General features: G+C 49.1%; 11 protein-coding genes, 1 tRNA gene and 3 pseudogenes. 11 read left to right on the forward strand and 4 right to left on the reverse strand.

What is annotated here, in order from left to right:
* Positions 1-253 precede the first annotated feature (253 nt).
* Entirely contained in the window at positions 254-1,594 is a 1,341-nt protein-coding gene (gene fadL / locus FEM44_RS01895; RefSeq protein WP_135521702.1) for a long-chain fatty acid transporter FadL, read from the forward strand.
* A gap of 61 nt (positions 1,595-1,655) precedes the next feature.
* Here fadL and mlaA read toward each other — a convergent pair whose 3' ends face one another.
* Positions 1,656-2,411, reverse strand: coding sequence for a phospholipid-binding lipoprotein MlaA (gene mlaA, locus FEM44_RS01900; protein ID WP_135521700.1), 756 nt, complete (start codon positions 2,409-2,411; stop codon positions 1,656-1,658).
* Between the two features lie 303 nt (positions 2,412-2,714).
* Here mlaA and FEM44_RS01905 point away from each other — a divergent pair, with 303 nt between their 5' ends.
* From FEM44_RS01905 to FEM44_RS01920, 4 genes and pseudogenes are all read left to right on the forward strand, one after another.
* Entirely contained in the window at positions 2,715-3,647 is a 933-nt protein-coding gene (locus tag FEM44_RS01905; RefSeq protein WP_135521698.1) for a formate/nitrite transporter family protein, read from the forward strand.
* Positions 3,648-3,722: 75 nt separating this feature from the next.
* Positions 3,723-3,797: transfer RNA gene (locus FEM44_RS01910), tRNA-Arg, on the forward strand.
* A 165-nt stretch (positions 3,798-3,962) separates the two neighbouring features.
* Positions 3,963-5,088 (forward strand): annotated as a pseudogene (locus tag FEM44_RS01915) (tyrosine-type recombinase/integrase).
* A 210-nt stretch (positions 5,089-5,298) separates the two neighbouring features.
* Positions 5,299-6,060: a GNAT family N-acetyltransferase gene (locus tag FEM44_RS01920; RefSeq protein ID WP_135521696.1), complete on the forward strand. Its 762-nt coding sequence runs from the start codon at positions 5,299-5,301 to the stop codon at positions 6,058-6,060.
* 31 nt (positions 6,061-6,091) lie between these two features.
* On the opposite strand, the pseudogene FEM44_RS01925 reads toward FEM44_RS01920, so the two are convergent.
* Positions 6,092-6,274 (reverse strand): annotated as a pseudogene (locus FEM44_RS01925) (tail fiber assembly protein); the annotation flags it as partial.
* Between the two features lie 121 nt (positions 6,275-6,395).
* Between FEM44_RS01925 and FEM44_RS01930 the strand changes: the two are divergent.
* The 3 genes and pseudogenes from FEM44_RS01930 to ypdK form a co-directional block, all read left to right on the forward strand.
* Positions 6,396-7,711 (forward strand): annotated as a pseudogene (locus FEM44_RS01930) (ISL3 family transposase); the annotation flags it as partial.
* Between the two features lie 352 nt (positions 7,712-8,063).
* On the forward strand, positions 8,064-8,984 hold the full coding sequence (lpxP, locus tag FEM44_RS01935; RefSeq protein ID WP_135521692.1) for a kdo(2)-lipid IV(A) palmitoleoyltransferase: 921 nt from the start codon (positions 8,064-8,066) through the stop codon (positions 8,982-8,984).
* A gap of 322 nt (positions 8,985-9,306) precedes the next feature.
* Complete coding sequence (gene ypdK, locus FEM44_RS01940; protein WP_010723117.1) at positions 9,307-9,378, forward strand: membrane protein YpdK; 72 nt, start codon at positions 9,307-9,309, stop codon at positions 9,376-9,378.
* A 64-nt stretch (positions 9,379-9,442) separates the two neighbouring features.
* Here ypdK and alaC read toward each other — a convergent pair whose 3' ends face one another.
* Positions 9,443-10,681 (reverse strand): alanine transaminase, encoded by a 1,239-nt coding sequence (gene alaC, locus FEM44_RS01945; RefSeq protein WP_135521690.1) that lies wholly within the window; start codon positions 10,679-10,681, stop codon positions 9,443-9,445.
* 376 nt (positions 10,682-11,057) lie between these two features.
* Between alaC and ypdA the strand changes: the two genes are divergently transcribed.
* From ypdA to FEM44_RS01960, 3 genes are read left to right on the forward strand one after another with little or no spacing between them, the layout of a single operon-like run.
* On the forward strand, positions 11,058-12,755 hold the full coding sequence (ypdA, locus tag FEM44_RS01950; protein ID WP_130207334.1) for a two-component system sensor histidine kinase YpdA: 1,698 nt from the start codon (positions 11,058-11,060) through the stop codon (positions 12,753-12,755).
* A 14-nt stretch (positions 12,756-12,769) separates the two neighbouring features.
* The gene (ypdB, locus tag FEM44_RS01955) at positions 12,770-13,504 is read left to right on the forward strand and encodes a two-component system response regulator YpdB (protein ID WP_135521688.1); all 735 of its coding nucleotides are present in this window, start codon (positions 12,770-12,772) and stop codon (positions 13,502-13,504) included.
* 12 nt (positions 13,505-13,516) lie between these two features.
* Positions 13,517-14,374, forward strand: a complete 858-nt coding sequence (locus tag FEM44_RS01960) for an AraC family transcriptional regulator (protein ID WP_135521686.1) — start codon at positions 13,517-13,519, stop codon at positions 14,372-14,374.
* A gap of 2 nt (positions 14,375-14,376) precedes the next feature.
* Here the strand turns inward: FEM44_RS01960 and ptsP are convergent, their stop codons facing one another.
* Entirely contained in the window at positions 14,377-16,872 is a 2,496-nt protein-coding gene (gene ptsP / locus FEM44_RS01965; protein WP_135521684.1) for a phosphoenolpyruvate--protein phosphotransferase, read from the reverse strand.
* Between the last annotated feature and the right edge of the window lie 2 nt (positions 16,873-16,874).

The raw sequence follows: 16,874 nt of genomic DNA on the forward strand, positions 1-16,874 counted from the left end.
ACAATTAAAAATGATCTAAAACAAAATTCACCCGAATCCATGAGTGCGTCACCTCTAAATTTTGCCAGCTGGATCGCGTTTCTTAGATCATATTTGAAAAAATATGGAAACATACTTGCAACATTCCATCTGGTCAGACCTATACTCTCGCCACTGGTCTGATTTCTAAGATGTACATCAGCCCCTACACTTCGCGCTCCTGTTACAGCACGTAACATAGTTTGTATAAAAATAAATTATTGAGGTTATGGTCATGAGCCAGAAAACCCTGTTTACAAAGTCTGCTCTCGCAGTCGCAGTGGCACTTATCTCCACCCAGGCCTGGTCGGCAGGCTTTCAGTTAAACGAATTTTCTTCCTCTGGCCTGGGTCGGGCTTATTCAGGGGAAGGCGCAATTGCCGATGATGCAGGTAACGTCAGCCGTAACCCCGCGTTGATTACCATGTTTGACCGCCCAACTTTTTCAGCGGGCGCGGTTTATATTGATCCGGATGTGAATATCAGCGGAACTTCTCCGTCTGGTCGTAGCCTCGACGCAGATAACATCGCACCTACGGCATGGGTTCCGAACGCACACTTTGTTGCGCCGATTAATGACCAATTTGGTTGGGGGGCTTCCATTACCTCTAACTATGGTCTGGCAACAGAATTTAACGACACTTATGCAGGCGGTTCTGTCGGCGGTACAACTGACCTTGAAACCGTGAACATGAACTTAAGCGGTGCCTACCGCTTAAACAACGCCTGGAGTTTCGGTCTTGGTCTGAACGCCGTCTATGCTCGTGCGAAAATTGAACGTTTCGCGGGCGATCTGGGGCAACTGGTTGCTGGTCAGATTATGCAATCTCCAGCCGGACGGACACCACAGGGACAAGCACTGGCGGCAACCGCTAATGGTATTGAAAGCAATACCAAAATCGCTCACCTGAACGGTAACCAATGGGGCTTCGGTTGGAATGCCGGTATCCTGTATGAACTGGATAAAAATAACCGCTACGCGTTGACCTACCGTTCTGAAGTAAAAATTGATTTCAAAGGTAACTACAGCAGCGATCTGCCAATTGGTTTGAATAACTACAACTTTGGTTTGCCAGGTGCCACAGGTGGCGCAACACAGTCAGGATATCTGACGCTGAATCTGCCTGAAATGTGGGAAGTATCTGGTTATAACCGTGTAGCGCCGCAGTGGGCGATTCACTATAGTCTGGCTTACACTAGCTGGAGTCAGTTCCAACAACTGAAAGCAACATCAACCAGTGGTGATACGCTGTTCCAGAAGCATGAAGGCTTTAAAGATGCTTACCGCATAGCGTTGGGTACAACTTATTACTACGATGATAACTGGACCTTCCGTACCGGTATTGCCTTCGATGACAGCCCGGTTCCGGCACAGAACCGTTCTATCTCCATTCCGGATCAGGACCGTTTCTGGCTGAGCGCAGGTACTACTTATGCATTTAATAAAGATGCTTCTGTAGATGTTGGTGTCTCTTATATGCACGGTCAGAGCGTGAAGATCAACGAAGGGCCATATCAGTTCGAGTCTGAAGGTAAAGCCTGGCTGTTCGGTACTAACTTTAACTACGCGTTCTAATAACACGTAAGTTTAATAAGAAAAAAGGTGAGTTTTACGACTCACCTTTTTTATTTGCGGCTTATTCAGAATCGATATCTTTTAAATCATCCTGAATCGCTTGCGCATTCGGGTTTTCCTGCGGTTTGAGTTCTCCGCCATTGGCGATGAAATCATGACGCTGGAAGTACGCCTCGCGCACCATGGCGTAAGGATCGGAGGACTGGCGAAGCAGGCCGTCGGAATCCAACAACTGTGCACGGGTTTCGATCCCTTCAAGCGTCCATTTACCCACCGACATCGGCCAGGTCAGCCACGAAAGTACCGGGTAAAGACTATCTGCCATATCACCGCCGTCATCACGCAGCGTAAAGCTACCATAGAACGGTAACTGAACGTATGGCCCATAGCCCACACCATAGTGACCGAGCGTACTACCAAAACGGTGAGGTTCCGTTCGTTGCAGTTTCGGATTCGCCATCCCCGCAACATCAATAAAGCCGCCCATCCCCAAAATGGTATTCAGGAAAAAGCGGGTAAAGTGAACCATCCCCTGATAAGGGTCACCCTGCAAGAAGTAGTTAACCATCACCGCAGGTTCTTCAAGGTTGCCGGTGAAGTTGCTCAAACCGTTACGCGCCGGTTGCGGAACATAATCACGCCAGACAACAGCTACCGGTCGAACCACATACGGGTCTAACACATTGAAGTTAAAATTGTACATGGTGCGGTTGAACCCTTCTAACGGGTCAGAACGCCCTTGCTGATCTGTACCGGAACTCGCACACCCCACCAGAAGCGTAGTTCCCAGAGCAAGCGCCGACAGGCGAAGCTTCATAAATGTCTCCCTGTTTTTTATGGCTTTTTTATGGCTTATGCAGTTTGCCATCCATGACGGATCGATACCGTATCCGCCTGTTTAGGTGTGGGCGATTGTAGCAGCACGTCAACTGATGTCCAGACGCCCTGGTTTGCTGACTTGATCATAGCCTGGTAATCGCCGCCCTGTAGGCTACTTGATTCTGTAGAAACAGAAAAAGGCAAACGCAGCCTTTTATACATTTTCAGAGTAACTCCCGCCAGTTGCGAGCAAAAAAGCCGCTACGCTTTAGCTATACGTGCTAATTCAAGAGACGACACAATGGACAACGACAAAATAGATAAACACAGCGACGAACTTGAAGTAGAGAGCGAAGAAAAAGAACGCGGGAAAAAAATAGAAATAGATGAAGACCGGCTCCCCTCCAGAGCGATGGCTATTCACGAACATATCCGCCAGGACGGTGAAAAAGAGCTGGAGCGCGACGCGATGGCGCTACTATGGTCTGCCATTGCTGCGGGTCTGTCGATGGGTGCGTCGCTACTGGCAAAAGGGATATTTCATGTCGAGCTGGAAGGCGTGCCAGGGAGTTTCTTGCTGGAGAATCTTGGTTATACCTTTGGTTTTATTATCGTTATTATGGCGCGCCAGCAATTATTCACCGAGAATACAGTTACTGCGGTACTGCCCGTAATGCAAAAACCGACAATGGGCAATGTCGGCTTACTGATGCGGTTATGGGGCGTCGTGCTGCTGGGTAATATTCTCGGAACAGGTATTGCGGCGTGGGCGTTTGAGTATATGCCTATCTTTAATGAAGAAACCCGCGATGCGTTTGTTAAAATCGGCATGGATGTAATGAAGAACACCCCCAGCGAGATGTTTGCCAACGCGATCATCTCCGGCTGGCTTATAGCCACAATGGTATGGATGTTCCCTGCGGCGGAAGCAGCAAAGATTGTCGTAATTATATTGATGACGTGGCTTATCGCACTGGGTGACACTACCCATATCGTCGTCGGTTCCGTAGAGATCCTCTATCTGGTGTTTAACGGCACACTACACTGGAGCGATTTTGTCTGGCCATTTGCGCTTCCCACTCTGGCGGGAAACATCTGTGGCGGCACCTTTATCTTCGCGTTGATGAGTCATGCGCAAATTCGCAACGACATGAGCAATAAGCGAAAAGAAGAAGCACGTCAGAAAGCAGAACGTGCGGAAAACATTAAGAAAAATGATAAAAATCCGGCATGAGTGGCGAGCGTTTAAGCAATCGAGCGGCAGTGTACTTACCCCGCTGTCCATTAGCGGGTATACTCATGCCGCGCTGTCCTCTTAGTTAAATGGATATAACGAGCCCCTCCTAAGGGCTAATTGCAGGTTCGATTCCTGCAGGGGACACCATTTATCAGTTCGCTCCCATCATCTGTACCAGTCCGCAAAATCCCCTTGAATATCAAGCTTTCCGTGCATCCACAGTTCGTCATGGTTCGCGTAAGATTGTTAACAGCCGCACTTCATGACGGGTAAAAAGTGGATAAAATAATTTTACCCACCGGATTTTTACCCATGCTCACTGTTAAGCAGATTGAAGCAGCAAAGCCGAAAGAAAAACCATATCGACTTGTTGATGGTAATGGTCTGTACCTTTATGTCCCTGTATCCGGGAAAAGGTATGGCAGCTTCGCTACAAGATTGACGGTAAGGAGAAAATTTTAACTATGGGAAATATCCTATTGTATCTTTACAGGAGGCTCGTGACAAAGCCTACCAAGCAAGAAAGGACGTGACCGATGGTATAGATCCGGTAAGGACCAAAAAGAGAAACAAGAAAGATAACTCATTCTCAGCGATCTATAAGGAGCGGTACGCCCACAAGTGTCAGGTATGGTCTGAAGGGTACGCTACTGAATTACAGCGGATGTTTGAAACTGATATTCTCCCACTCAAAGGAGCGATGGAGATGGACGAAATCTAGCCAATGGCTCTTTTGTCTGTTGTGCAGAGAATTGAAGAGCACGGAGCCATGGAAAGAGCAAACAAAGCCAAGCGTCGTTGTGGTGAGGTGTTTCGTTACACCATCGTGACGGGAAGAGCAAAATACAATCCGGCTCTTGATCTCGCTGACGCAATGAAGGGGGACAGGAAGAAAAATTTCCTCTTCCTTCCAGCCGATCAGGTCCCTGCATTCAACCAAGCGTTAGGGGGATATTCTGGCAGTACAGTTTCGAAGATTGCCACTATAGTTTTGCAATACACAGTCCTGAGAACTAAATAGCTCAGATCTATGCAATGGACTGACGTCGATTTCACTTCTGGGCTAATTACGATCGACGAATCAGTCATGAAAAATCGTAAGCCGCATATTGTTCCTATGTCGTGCCAGGTCGCCGAATTGCTTAAAACATTAAAACCGATCACTGAACTAGTTTCACAGTTCGTATTTGCAGGAAGAAACGATAAAAAGAAATTGATTAGTGAAAATGCCGTTCTACTAGTCATTCGCCAAATCGGCTATGAGGGACTTGCTATCGGCCACTGCTTCCGCCACCTATTCAGCACCATTTTACACGAGCATGAATGGCCTTCTGAGGCGATAGAGCGCCAGCTTGCCCACACAGATAAACACTCTGTTCGCGGGAGCTATAAGCATGCCCAGTATCTGTATAAAAGGCGTAAGATGATGCAGTGGTGAGTCAACTGGATAGACGGTGATGCCACATAACCATCTTGTTTACAAGGTGACAGCATAGCTAACAATGGTTAGTTGCTATAAAATGATCACAACTCAATAAATTAAATGATAATCATGAACAATAGTCGAACTCTTTTTTTAGATTACATGCGTGTGATTGCGTTATCCTCTGCGTCATGACCGCAAATTGGCTATTTTTAAGGAAGTGTAATGAATCAGACGCTAGTTGAGCGATTCAGGGCAGCAAACTCCATAGAAACCACGGATGAAAACCTAAAATTGCTTTCTCTGGATTCTGACTCTGTCGTACGTGCTGCATTGCTTCACAACCAGAAAATCCCCCTGGGTGTAGTAGAGATTTTGTTTAATGATAAATCAGAAATTGTTCAGGAGGCTTTAAAGGTGAATGGTTATCCTGTATTGCCAGTCATAACTAAGTGCAAACAGATTGTCGGCAGAACAGTAGCCCTTAGGGATGCTGATGTCAGCGATGCTCAGTTCATCGTACAGTTAAGAAATGATGAAAAGAAAGGCAAATTTATCAGTGCTACATCTTCTGATATATCTGCTCAAATTAAGTGGTTAAATGGCTATAGAGAATCATCTAATCAGGCGTACTTTATTATAACTGATGTAAATGGGAAGCGATTCGGTACGGTCAGAATTTATGATCAGCATGAAAATTCTTTCTGCTGGGGTTCTTGGATTCTGTCAAGTGATGCGCCTAGTCATTTCGCCATTGAATCTGCTCTGATGGTATATAAGTATGCTTTGACGCTTGGTTTTACAGGTGCTCACTTCAGTGTGACGAAGGGAAACGCTTCCGTTATGAAGTTTCACGAAAGATTCGGTGCGAAACTTAACGATGAGTCCGATGAAGAATGTTTCTATACCATAAGCAAGGAAAACATCCTAAATTCTATAAACAAATACAAGCGTTTCCTACCTGAAGACATTTCAATATCATTATAAGTAATCCGCCCATTAATTTGGGCGGGTTGCATCATTCCATGTCTGGCTCTTCTGGCCAGTCTATTTCTGGTGCAGTTGAAGTATCGACAGCCTCCAGTGCATCCAGATAATCAAGCCAAAGATTGTACTGGGCCAATTCGTCACCCTTCATACATCCAATCGCAGCTTTACCGGGCCACTGCTTGCTGTTCATGTATTCGTTGGCTAACTTTATGCCCCATCTTTTTCAAGGGTTGCCTCCTGAATTATCTGCTCTTTGGTTTTGTCTGGTTCAGGAGAGGATGAAAATTTCTTAGCATCGTAACTTCAGCCAATACTGAAGTGGTCGACAAGTTATTAGCTCTGACGGTATAACCCTTCATCTCCGCAGAAAATGCAAAACAGCACTATGTCCTGAATGCCTTAAGCGCAGCGACCCTGTTCATAGTTGTCGTCGGCGACGGATATAGCATCCCCCCAGCTCAGGCTAGACGCTATGGCTTATATTTGCCGTTCGCCACTGGTACTGCCGTAACCCTGCCTATTCACAAAAATTTTTGCCGAGTCGCTGGCTCCCTTCGCAGTTTCACATCAGCAGTCTTCACTGGCGTTACAAAATTTACAGCGTAAACTGGGGTTAATAGCCGGAGGTGGGTCTGGAAAACAGACTGCAACGGCAGAGGGTCTTCGTAGCAGTGCAGATACTCTTCTTCGCCGGGTTATCAATACCCCGGAGACGAAACCGTCAGGCTCGCCCCATGTCGGTATCGATGAGTGGACGTGGCATCGGGGCCACCGTTACGGTACATAAATAGTCAATCTGGATACTCACCGTCCCCTCGTCCGGCTTCCCGGTCGCGATCAACGTACACTGGCGGTCTGGTCCAGAAAATATCCGGAAATACAGGTTGTCTCGCGTGATCGCAGCGGTATCTATGCTACAGCAGCACGTGAAGTTGCACCTCAAGCCAGACAGGCGGCCGATCGATGGCACCTGCTAAAAAATATTGGCGATGCGCTTGAACGAATGATGTACAGACATATGCCTCTGATACGTCTTGTTGCCAGTGAGTTGTCACCAACGAAATCACCTGAGCCAGAACCATCTGTGCCTGCACTATCACTCCGTCGGTCGGAACGGCTTAAACAGCAACTCCGCAAAAAACGGCATCAGCGCTGAACGGAGGTTATGGTATTGCATAACAGGGGATGTGGGTTCAGGGAAATATCCCGTATCACAGGCTTATCGCGTATGACAGTCAAGTCGCTGGGTGCGTTCAGGAACATTCACTGAAATGTCGACCCGACCTCCAAAGCGAGGGCTCTGGACCCATGGAGGGAGTGTTTAAAAGAGCAACGAGAACGTGGTAATTATAATGCCAGCCGGATATGGCGGGAAATGGTGTCTAAGGGGTTTACAGGCAGTGAAACCATCGTCAGGGATACCGTTGCCAAATGGCGTAAAGGCTGGATCCCGCCAGTTACTACTGCCGGCAGACTTCCTTCAGCGTCCCGAGTAAGTCGCTGGTTGATGCCCTGGAGAATAATCAGGGGTGAAGAAAATTATACTTCCCGATTTATTAGTCAGATGTGTGAAAAAGAACCGGAGCTGAAAATAGCGCAGCAACTGGCACTCGAGTTCTACCGTATACTGAAAAATAAAAATAAATCATAGCTCAACCTCCTGCCGTGCTAAAAAACGTGTTACTTCAATTACTCCAATAGTAAGACAATTCTTAACCACTGGCAATTTCAGCAAAATATTAATAAAAACAATATATTACCAACATGACTATAAATCACTGAAAAATATTCACTTGAATAATAAATAATCAGTAGCTGAAAATAATCAGCTGGTGATAAAATAGGAATACCGCATTCATGCTCCTCGTGGTTATGTCCTGGCTAGTCTTTACACTCTTTACAGGAACCATTGTCGTACATGATGGCCCAATCAATTGAGTGTACCGCTGTAGACATGGAATCTTCTGCGATACAACAATTCGTATCTACAGAAGGTAACTATGTTTCCACAATGCAAATTTTCCCGCGAGTTCCTGCATCCTCGCTACTGGCTGACGTGGTTTGGTCTTGGCGTACTCTGGCTTTGGGTACAACTTCCTTACCCTGTTCTGTGCTTCCTTGGCACGCGTATCGGCACAATGGCCAGACCGTTCTTGAAACGTCGCGAATCCATCGCCCGCAAAAACCTTGAGCTTTGCTTCCCGCAGCTTTCCTCCGAAGAGCGCGAGAAGATGATTACTGACAACTTTCGCTCGCTCGGAATGGCGTTGGTAGAAACTGGAATGGCGTGGTTCTGGCCAGATCGTCGCGTGCGTAAATGGTTTGATGTCGAAGGGCTGGATAACCTGCAACGCGCGCAAATGCAAAATCGCGGCGTGATGGTTGTCGGTGTGCATTTTATGTCACTGGAGTTGGGTGGCCGCGTAATGGGGCTTTGCCAACCGATGATGGCAACTTACCGTCCGCATAATAATCAACTGATGGAATGGGTACAGACCCGTGGTCGCATGCGTTCCAATAAAGCGATGATCGGTAGAAATAATCTGCGCGGCATTGTCAGTGCGCTGAAAAAAGGTGAAGCCGTATGGTTTGCTCCTGACCAGGATTATGGTCGTAAAGGTAGCTCTTTCGCGCCGTTCTTTGCGGTAGAAAATGTTGCTACGACCAATGGTACCTACGTTCTCTCTCGCCTCTCTGGCGCAGCTATGCTAACTGTGACGATGGTACGAAAAACCGATTATAGCGGTTACCGTCTGTTTATTACGCCAGAAATGGAAGGCTATCCGACTGATGAAATTCAGGCCGCCGCCTATATGAACAAAATTATTGAGAAAGAGATTATGCGCGCACCAGAGCAGTATCTCTGGATCCATCGCCGCTTCAAAACGCGTCCGGTGGGTGAAGCCTCGTTATACGTTTAGCAAATAACCCAGGCTTTTTCCCTCCTCAGATAAGCCATAATAACATCATGGTTTTTATGGCTTTTTTCTTAAGATTTTTCCCTTCGCTGAATCGTGAATTATTACTTCCAGAAATCAATCTGTCGCCGATATGCGACACTCGTAAGTTACTAAAAGTAAATAAGAAAATGCCACTTGTTTCGATTTAGTTTTAGGCGTACATTAGCGCCGTCTCGAGCCAATATGCTCAGAATTCTGAGGTGATGCCCGCGGGTGTCAGCTCACTGTAACAGGTGTAATGAAGTCATTCAGGCGTAACAGTAATTACGCGGAGAGATGTAAAGTGAAATATTTCTTTATGGGCATTTCTTTTATGGTCATCGTTTGGGCCGGTACTTTTGCCCTGATGATCTAAAAGTAAACTGCGAAACGAAAAACAGGAGCCATCAGGCTCCTGTTTGCATTTCTGACGATGGTGTTTATTCCGCGCTTTCGTGAATATGTTTGCTGCTGGCGGGCAGTAAACCGTCAGCACGGAACATCGCTTTAATCCCACGAATCGCCTGACGAATACGGTCGCGGTTTTCAATCAGCGCAAAGCGTACATGCGTATCACCATAGTCGCCAAAGCCGATTCCTGGCGAGACACACACTTTCGCTTCGTTAAGCAGCTTCTTGGCAAATTCCAGCGAGCCCATTGCCGCATACGGTTCCGGTATTTTCGCCCAGACATACATCGAGGCTTTCGGCATTTCAACCATCCAGCCCGCTTCATGCAGCCCTTTTACCAGCACATCGCGGCGACGCTTATACTGTTCGGCAATATCACGCACACACTGCTGATCGCCTTCCAGCGCCGCGATGGCGGCAACCTGTAATGGCGTAAAGGTGCCGTAATCGTGATAGCTTTTGATGCGCGCCAACGCGCTGACCAGTGTTTTATTGCCGACCATAAAGCCGATACGCCAGCCCGCCATATTGTAGCTTTTCGACAGCGTAAAGAACTCGACTGCTACGTCACGTGCGCCCGGCACCTGCATGATTGACGGCGCTTTCCAGCCATCGTAGACGATATCCGCATAGGCCAGGTCATGGACCACCAGCACATCGTAGCGTTTCGCCAGCGCCACTACTTTTTCGAAAAACTCCAGTTCCACACATTGCGCGGTTGGGTTTGATGGGAAGCCAAGGATCATCATCTTCGGTTTCGGATAACTTTCACGAATAGCGCGTTCCAGTTCGTTGAAAAAATCGACACCTTCCACCAGCGGCACTGAACGTACCTGAGCACCAGCAATCACCGCGCCATAAATATGAATGGGGTAGCTTGGATTCGGCACCAGCACGGTGTCACCGTGATCCAGCGTCGCCAGCATCAGGTGCGCCAGCCCCTCTTTCGAACCGATGGTGACGATGGCTTCTGATTCCGGGTCGATTTCAACGTCGTAACGTTCCTGATACCAGCGGGAAATCGCGCGACGTAACCGAGGAATACCGCGCGAGGTGGAGTAACCGTGTGTGTCCGGTCGCTGCGCCACAGTACATAATTTTTCGACAATATGCGGCGGGGTCGTGCCGTCCGGGTTGCCCATACTGAAATCGATAATATCTTCGCCGCGACGACGCGCAGCCATCTTCAGTTCAGCGGTAATGTTAAAAACGTAGGGCGGGAGACGATCAATACGCGTAAAGCGACGTTCAGGGCGAGTGTCAGCCATAATTTCCTCAGATTAACGTTAGCGCCCGGACCGTCCGAGCGACGCTGCCACGATGGGTGGCTGTTTTGAAAATAGCCTGATTAATTTCTGTCTGTCGAGCGTTTTAGCAAAAAAAATTTTCTACCAAAAAAGAGGAACATCTTTAATAAAACAGGAAATCCTTATTTTCTTTCAAGAAAATTAAACTCATATTAATTAACATTATAATTTCAATAAATTTACCTGTTACGCGTGCATTATTAAGAAATGCATTGGCAATACACCATTTACCTTACAATCCCCTTTTAAATTTGTGGTTTTTCCTCAAAAGCAGCGCACTGGTCATCAGCCTTCAGGTTACCTATCATAGAGGTTTAAACCTTATTCAGAGTCACCCGTGCACGAAATATTCAACATGCTGCTGGCGGTCTTCGATCGGGCAGCGCTAATGCTTATCTGCCTGTTTTTCCTCATTCGTATCCGCCTGTTTCGCGAGCTGTTGCACAAGTCGGCGCACTCAGCGAAAGAGCTGCTCGCTGTTACCGCCATTTTCTCGATGTTCGCCTTGTTCAGCACCTGGTCCGGCGTACCGGTGGAAGGTTCGCTGGTTAACGTGCGTATTATTGCGGTGATGTCGGGCGGGATTCTGTTTGGCCCATGGGTGGGCATCATTACCGGGGTAATCGCGGGTATTCATCGTTATTTAATTGATATCGGCGGCGTGACGGCTATCCCCTGCTTTATCACCAGTATTCTGGCGGGATGCATCTCTGGTTGGATCAATCTAAAAATCCCTAAAGCGCAGCGTTGGCGCGTCGGTATTCTCGGCGGCATGCTCTGTGAAACGTTGACCATGATTCTGGTAATTGTCTGGGCGCCGACCACTGAGCTGGGGCTGGATATCGTATCCAAAATCGGTATCCCGATGATCCTCGGCAGTGTCTGTATCGGCTTTATTGTGCTGCTGGTGCAAAGCGTTGAGGGCGAAAAAGAGGCCAGCGCCGCGCGGCAGGCCAAGCTGGCGCTGGATATCGCCAACAAAACGCTGCCGCTGTTTCGCCATGTGAATAGCGAATCGTTACGTAAAGTCTGCGAAATTATCCGCGATGATATTCACGCCGATGCGGTAGCAATCACCAATACCGATCATGTACTGGCCTATGTTGGCGTGGGTGAACATAACTATCAGAATGGTGATGACTTTATTAGCCCAACCACACGGCAGGCGATGAATTACGGTAAAATCATCATTAAAAACAACGATGAAGCCCATCGCACGCCGGAAATCCACTCGATGCTGGTGATCCCGCTTTGGGAGAAAGGAGTCGTGACCGGGACGCTGAAAATCTACTACTGCCACGCGCATCAGATCACCTCGTCATTGCAGGAAATGGCGGTCGGTCTGTCGCAAATCATCTCCACGCAACTGGAGGTTTCGCGTGCCGAGCAGCTACGGGAAATGGCAAATAAGGCAGAGCTTCGCGCCCTGCAAAGCAAAATTAATCCCCATTTTCTGTTTAACGCTCTGAACGCAATTTCATCGTCGATTCGTCTGAATCCAGACACTGCTCGCCAGCTAATCTTTAATTTGTCGCGCTATCTGCGCTATAACATTGAATTAAAAGACGATGAGCAAATCGATATCAAAAAAGAGCTGTATCAAATTAAAGACTATATTGCCATTGAGCAGGCCCGCTTTGGCGACAAGCTGACGGTTATCTATGATATTGATGAAGAGGTGAATTGCTGCATTCCCAGCCTGCTGATCCAGCCGTTGGTGGAGAACGCCATTGTCCACGGTATTCAGCCTTGCAAGGGAAAAGGTGTTGTCACCATTAGCGTTGCGGAGTGCGGTAATCGGGTACGCATTGCGGTAAGAGATACCGGGCATGGCATCGATCCAAAGGTGATTGAGCGGGTCGAAGCGAATGAAATGCCGGGCAATAAAATCGGCCTGCTGAATGTGCATCATCGCGTGAAGTTGTTATATGGCGAGGGGCTGCATATCCGCCGCCTGGAACCAGGAACGGAAATTGCGTTTTACATTCCTAACCAACGCACCCCTGTCGCCTCACAGGCTACGTTATTGCTTTGAGCCGGAGTGATATTGTGAAAGTCATCATTGTTGAAGACGAATTCCTGGCACAACAGGAACTTAGCTGGCTTATTAAAGAGCACAGCCAGATGGAGATTGTCGGCACCTTTGACGACGGTCTGGACGTGTTGAAGTTTTTGCAGCATAACCGCGTCGACGCCATTTTTCTGGATATCAATATTCCGTCGCTGGATGGCGTGCTGCTGGCACAAAACATCAGCCAGTTCGCCCATAAACCGTTTATTGTGTTCATCACCGCGTGGAAAGAACATGCGGTGGAAGCATTTGAACTGGAAGCGTTTGACTACATTCTCAAACCGTATCAGGAATCACGCATTACCGGGATGCTGCAAAAGCTGGAAGCGGCCTGGCAGCAACAGCAAACCAGCAGTACGCCTGCCGCAACGGTAACGCGTGAGAATGACACCATTAATCTGGTGAAAGATGAACGCCTCATCGTGACGCCAGTTAATGATATCTACTACGCCGAAGCGCACGAGAAAATGACCTTTGTCTATACGCGGCGTGAATCTTATGTGATGCCAATGAACATCACCGAGTTTTGCAGCAAACTGCCGTCGTCGCACTTTTTCCGCTGCCATCGCTCGTTTTGCGTCAACCTGAACAAAATCCGCGAGATAGAACCGTGGTTTAATAATACCTATATTCTGCGGCTGAAAGATCTGGATTTTGAAGTGCCAGTCAGCCGCAGCAAAGTTAAAGAATTCCGCCAGTTAATGCATCTGTAATCGGGAACTTTCATGAAAGCAGCAGGCTTGCCCGCCGATCAACAATTTTTCGCCGATCTGTTCAGCGGCCTGGTGCTTAACCCGCAACTGCTTGGGCGCGTCTGGTTTGCCTGCCAGCCCGCCTCGCTGCCGGTAGGCAGTTTGTGTATTGATTTTCCCCGACTGGATATTGTGCTGCGCGGCGAATATGGCAATCTGCTGGAAGCAAAGCAGCAGCATATGGTGGAAGGAGAAATGCTGTTTATTCCGGCGCGCGCAGCTAATTTACCGGTCAACCACAAACCGGTAATGCTGTTAAGCCTGGTGTTTGCGCCGACCTGGCTGGGATTATCGTTTTACGATAGCCGCACAACGTCGTTGTTGCATCCGGTTCGCCAGATCCAACTTCCCAGCCTGCAACGCGGCGAAGGTGAAGCAATGCTCACCGCCCTCACCCATCTCAGCCGTTCGCCGCTGGAGCAGAGTATCATTCAACCGTTGGTGTTAAGTTTGCTGCATCTTTGCCGCAACGTGGTCAACATGCCACCGGGCAATTCGCAACCGCGCGGCGATTTTCTCTACCACAGCATTTGTAACTGGGTTCAGGATAACTACGCCCAGCCGCTCACCCGCGAGAGCGTGGCGCAGTTCTTTAATATCACGCCCAATCATCTGTCAAAACTGTTTGCGCAGCATGGGACGATGCGTTTTATCGAGTATGTTCGCTGGGTACGAATGGCAAAAGCGAGGATGATTTTGCAAAAATATCATCTGTCGATTCATGAAGTGGCGCAGCGTTGCGGGTTTCCGGATAGCGACTATTTTTGTCGCGTTTTCCGGCGTCAGTTTGGTCTGACGCCGGGAGAGTACAGCGCACGTTTTCAGGGCTAACTTCAGAAGGTTAATTCCGTTTCCAGCAGCGTCAGAATACTTTGTGCATCTTGCGCGGCAAACAGCGACTGGCGGAAGTTTTTATTCACCAGTTTACGCGCCAGCTGCGAGAAGACTTTCACGTGATTCATCCCTTCGTTAGCGCCCAGCGTCAGCATGATCACCAGTTCGACTTCGCCCATTTCTGACTGCCAGTCAACCGGTTTCACCAACCGGGCAATGCTGATACTGGAATGACGGATCCACTGTGATTTGGTGTGCGGGATCGCCACGCCAAAACCAACGCCAGTAGTCACAATCTCTTCCCGCTGCCAGACATCTTCTTCCAGCTCGAACGGATGCTCAGTGCGCCCGTTAACGCCGAGGTTACCGCACAGGAACTGAATCGCCTGCTCTTTATTGCTAAAGTCCTGATCAACGAAGATATTCTCCAGCGCCAGCAGTGGGCGAACGTCTTCTTCCGGCGTAAACGCGGTGAGTAACGCTTCAATTTCCTGCGCGCTGCGGCATTCACATGCCTGACGCGCCAGTTCCCGACACGCCTCGCTATCCAGTTGACGAAGCTGGCTTTTCACCGCCGGAATGCGTGGGCTACTCATACTTAACTCGTCCAGGCCCAGCCCAAGCAGTAGCGGCAGATAACGGCTTTCACCGCCCAGTTCACCGCAAATACCTACCCATTTGTCCCGCTGATGCGCAGTGGTAACTATCTGCTGCAACATGCGTAGAAACGATGGCGTAATCGGGTTATACAGCGGCGATACGCGCGGGTTATTACGATCGACCGCATACAGATACTGGGTCATATCGTTGGAGCCGATACTGAAGAAATCGACCTCATCGCAGAAGTGATCGATGATGTAGCACACCGACGGCACTTCCACCATGATACCCAGCGTAATCGTCTCTGCATGACGCAGGCCATCGCGCTTAAGCTCAACGATCGCTTTTTGGATCTCGCCCTTCACCCATAAGATCTGATCGAGACTGTGGACCATCGGGATCATCAACTGAGCGTTGCCAAAACTGGCGGCACGCAAAATGGCCCGCAGTTGAGTGCGGAACAGGTCAGCAAATTCCGGGTAAATACGTACCGCACGATAGCCGAGGAACGGGTTCTCTTCCTGGGGAATGTTGAGGTAAGGAATGCTTTTATCACCGCCGATGTCCATCGTGCGGAAGATAATCGGCTTGTCGCCCGCCGCCAGTAACACCTGCTGGTACGCTTCAAACTGCTCCTGTTCATCCGGCGCGCTGTCGCGATCCATATAGAGCATTTCGGTACGGAACAGCCCGACGCCTTCCGCGCCGTTGGCAAACGCACCTGGCGCTTCCAGAGCAGTGCCGATATTCGCCGCAATATCAATACGCTTGTTATCACGGGAATAGGCCAGTTGCGCGGCGGCCTGCGCCTGTTGTTTTTGGCGTTTGTCCGCCAGCGTCTGCGCCACCTGGTAATAACCGCTCACCGCATCGTTGGGATTAATTGCCAGTACGCCGCACTGGGCATCAAGCACCGCCGGTTGCCCGGCATAACGGGCAATCGCATCCAGCGGCAGGCCGCTCAAAACCGGAATCGCCGAGGCGCGGGCCAGAATCAGGGTATGCGAGGTGCGCCCGGTTTTCTCCAGAATCATGCCCGCAAGATTTTTCAAATCAAGGCTCAAAAACTGGCTTGGGGTTAAATCTTCAGCCACCAGAATGGTCGGTTTTTCAAGCACCAGATTATTACGCGGCTTCAGTTCCGGCCAGGTGATATGCAGCAACTGTTCGCTAATATCGCGAATGTCGCTGACACGTTCGCGCAGATAATCGCTGGCAGAAGCAGAAAGCTTGTCGCAAACCTGCTCCATATTGCTGATGATCGCCGCTCCCAGCCCCTGATGCTGTTCTGCCATCAGGCGACGGATATTCCCTGCAAATTCATCATCCTGAATCAGCGACAAATGGGCGCTGAGGATGGTTTTGCTTTCGCCGTCACGCTCGCGCAACTGCTGATTCAGTTGCTCGGCAAGCGTTGCCAGGCTGTGCTCCAGCCGGGTGGAATCTTGCGCACTGGCGGGGATCGCCCGGTAACTGTCGAGGCTGTCGCTCTGTAACAGGGTCAGCGTACCCACGCCGACGCCGCTTGCCAGCACATTGCCGTACAGTAAATCGGGGTTCAGGCGGCTTAATGAACGCGGCAGTGGATGCGCCGTCAGTTCTGCCTGCGTCGGCTGGACGCTGTCGCTGTCGATAAAGCGAACCTGGATGTACTCTTCCAGCATGCGCCGCGCCTGCTCTTCATCGCTGCCGCTAATGTTCAGGCTGCAACTGTCATTAAATAAGGTGCCTGTGCCAATCAGCGCCAGCGAACTTTTGGCATCCGCCTTCGCGTTCTGGCGATGGTTGATGAAGGTGATTTCGCTTTGCCACTGGCTGCACTGTTCCTTAAGTTCCCACGCCGGACGAGCATGTAGACCGTTAGGCAAAGGACAGAGAAATTGAATCGTTAACATAA

The sequence above is a fragment of the Escherichia sp. E4742 genome (genome assembly GCF_005843885.1).
Taxonomy (GTDB): domain Bacteria; phylum Pseudomonadota; class Gammaproteobacteria; order Enterobacterales; family Enterobacteriaceae; genus Escherichia.

Coding starts and splice junctions, on each gene's coding strand:
- FEM44_RS01960 (WP_135521686.1), top strand. CDS start 13,517: ATGAAAGCAGCAGGCTTGCCCGCCGATCAACAATTTTTCGCCGATCTG.
- ptsP (WP_135521684.1), bottom strand. CDS start 16,872: ATGTTAACGATTCAATTTCTCTGTCCTTTGCCTAACGGTCTACATGCT.
- FEM44_RS01905 (WP_135521698.1), top strand. CDS start 2,715: ATGGACAACGACAAAATAGATAAACACAGCGACGAACTTGAAGTAGAG.
- lpxP (WP_135521692.1), top strand. CDS start 8,064: ATGTTTCCACAATGCAAATTTTCCCGCGAGTTCCTGCATCCTCGCTAC.
- mlaA (WP_135521700.1), bottom strand. CDS start 2,411: ATGAAGCTTCGCCTGTCGGCGCTTGCTCTGGGAACTACGCTTCTGGTG.
- FEM44_RS01920 (WP_135521696.1), top strand. CDS start 5,299: ATGAATCAGACGCTAGTTGAGCGATTCAGGGCAGCAAACTCCATAGAA.
- alaC (WP_135521690.1), bottom strand. CDS start 10,681: ATGGCTGACACTCGCCCTGAACGTCGCTTTACGCGTATTGATCGTCTC.
- fadL (WP_135521702.1), top strand. CDS start 254: ATGAGCCAGAAAACCCTGTTTACAAAGTCTGCTCTCGCAGTCGCAGTG.